Origin of the sequence: Bradyrhizobium sp. (genome assembly GCF_016462955.1) — a bacterium.
In the GTDB taxonomy this organism is placed as follows: domain Bacteria; phylum Pseudomonadota; class Alphaproteobacteria; order Rhizobiales; family Xanthobacteraceae; genus Bradyrhizobium.
Genome location: NZ_JAEMSD010000463.1, coordinates 3,405 through 5,397 on the forward strand (window position 1 = coordinate 3,405; position 1,993 = coordinate 5,397).

At 59.1% G+C, this 1,993-nt stretch carries 3 protein-coding genes and 1 pseudogene; 2 read left to right on the forward strand and 2 right to left on the reverse strand.

Features of this window, described 5'->3' with window-relative positions:
- A pseudogene (locus tag JHD07_RS31705) lies at positions 1 to 189 on the forward strand (cytochrome c); the annotation flags it as partial.
- Positions 190 to 438: 249 nt separating this feature from the next.
- On the opposite strand, the gene JHD07_RS31710 reads toward JHD07_RS31705, so the two are convergent.
- Together JHD07_RS31710 and JHD07_RS31715 are read right to left on the reverse strand one after the other, a co-directional pair.
- Entirely contained in the window at positions 439 to 780 is a 342-nt protein-coding gene (locus JHD07_RS31710) for a phasin (protein ID WP_291629316.1), read from the reverse strand.
- A gap of 132 nt (positions 781 to 912) precedes the next feature.
- Complete coding sequence (locus JHD07_RS31715) at positions 913 to 1,098, reverse strand: hypothetical protein (protein ID WP_291629318.1); 186 nt, start codon at positions 1,096 to 1,098, stop codon at positions 913 to 915.
- A gap of 563 nt (positions 1,099 to 1,661) precedes the next feature.
- Here JHD07_RS31715 and JHD07_RS31720 point away from each other — a divergent pair.
- A partial coding sequence (locus tag JHD07_RS31720) for a hypothetical protein (protein WP_291629320.1) occupies positions 1,662 to 1,993 on the forward strand: 332 nt, incomplete at its 3' end.

Below are 1,993 nucleotides of genomic sequence, written 5' to 3' on the forward strand. Positions count from 1 at the left end.
GCCGTTGTGAACGGCCAGTCCCAGGCGAGCGTTGACGTCCCCTCCTTTGCCTCGGTGGCACGCAAGCCCGATTTCAGTCCGGAGAGGCTTGCGTACTTCCTGCTCGATCCGCATCCAAAGATGCCCAATTTTCCGCTGAGCCGGACCGAAGCCGGCGACATCGCCGCCTATATCGCATCGCTGCGCTGATCCAAGGCGTGATCCGGAAACGTGTTTAGCGGTTTTCCGAAAGAACATGCTCAAGCAATGATTTAAAGCCGGCGCGGCGTCCATCACCTGGCACAAATGCAAATCCCTGCCGGAGGACCGACAGGGATCAGCAGAAGAGATGACGGACGGCGAATGAACTCGTTCGGTGGCCCATCATGGATCTGCGCAAGCATCGAAGTTCGGATCTGCACGCCGCGCAAGTTCAATTTATGGGCAACTGGCCCTGAATCAGGACTTGCCCTTGCCCGGCTGCATGAGACTGCCGGTCATCTGACGCATGTGATCTCCAGCGCTCGTGAACTGACTGCGCAGAAAATCAGACTGGATTCGCATCGCTTCCTGGATGTCGGTGGCATGCACCAGTTTGCGCGCATGCTCGAAGGCAGTCTTCATGTTCTGTTCTGTGAAAGCCAGCGCCTGCTTCGACACCTCGGCCCCCGCGCCGGGAACGGACGACATCGACTTGGTGGCGGCGTCAAAGAACATGCCAAATGCCTTCTCAGCCTGGTCGATGGTCTTCTCGGCCAAGTCGCGCAGTTCCGCCGGAACTTCGATCTTCGGTTCGATCATGTCGCATTCCTCCCATTTCCTACCTGAGTAGCACACTTGCATTACCGCCATCCAGCGGCCAGCGTCAGGTGAGCGCGGTCGGAGGGGCTGCCAAGAGATATAGAGGGCATCAGGCCCGGTACGCTGCCGGACTCAGGACAGGGGGCGCTCCGGAAGAGCTACTTCGGTGGCGAGGTCTTCGACCAGCTTGATCACTTCGTAACGCTGTCGAGGCGCAAGCTTCAGGAAGGCACGGAGCAGGCGCAGGCTTTCGACAGTGCTGCTTGCAGGCACGCCGAGCTTCAGATGTAGCTCAGCCGCGAAATCGAGGTTCTTCATCTCGCACCTATGACAAGCATTGGCCTTCGTCACTCAGAACCGAACGCCGCAAACGAAACCTATCGCGACGAACTCTCGGCCAGGGCCGCCGGGTTGCATGCTTACCACATCCAAACCACAGCTCCATTTGGTTGCAACTATGACAAGGAACAACCCTTCCGACAAGCCCAACCGTGGGATGTAGCGATGCTCGACCTGCATCCTGCCCCGGCGATTCCGGATAACAGGAATATCGAGCGCCGTCACCCACCTGCGTCAAGAAGCGGCATCATTCGCCCACACGGCTCCTGAACGCTCTCGATCGGCACAGTGTTTCGCCATGTTTCCGATGTGAATGCACATTGGCGGCATGGATTGGCGATCCTTGGCAATATACACGTAATTGTTGAGCCCCGTCGCGGCTGCTGCATGACGCGCGGCAAAATCCGTCGATCCGGAAGCGACCGCTGAACCATCGTCCACGATCGAACGACCAAGCCGTTGCGGCACGGCCACGCAGATTTGGGCGCCATGGCTGGAAACTCTTCGATTTCGGACGCGCCTCAGCACCAAAGGACGACGACATGCTTTCTCGCTGCGATCTTATCAAGGGCGCCGCAGTCGCGCTTCTCACCCTCTCGATACCAGGCGCCTGGGCGCAGGAGACCAAGATGAACCTGTTCAAGATCGTCACCATCAAGGATGAGATCATCGTCGGATTGTCGCACGAGGAGCTTCAGGCGCTCGGAGGCAATGATGCGAGCGCCGTCGCGCGAGCGCTGTCGCAGAAGGGAGATCTCACCGTCTGGCAATACAACGTCCATCGCGGCCCGAACGGCGAATTACAGCAGGCGCCGACGGCCAAGATCGGGCTTCTGGCCAATGCCTCGCTCCGCCTCGAACCCTACACCACGCC

Bases quoted from the DNA above. Each gene is read 5' to 3' on its own strand.
- JHD07_RS31715 (WP_291629318.1), bottom strand. From the start codon at position 1,098: ATGAAGAACCTCGATTTCGCGGCTGAGCTACATCTGAAGCTCGGCGTG.
- JHD07_RS31710 (WP_291629316.1), bottom strand. From the start codon at position 780: ATGATCGAACCGAAGATCGAAGTTCCGGCGGAACTGCGCGACTTGGCC.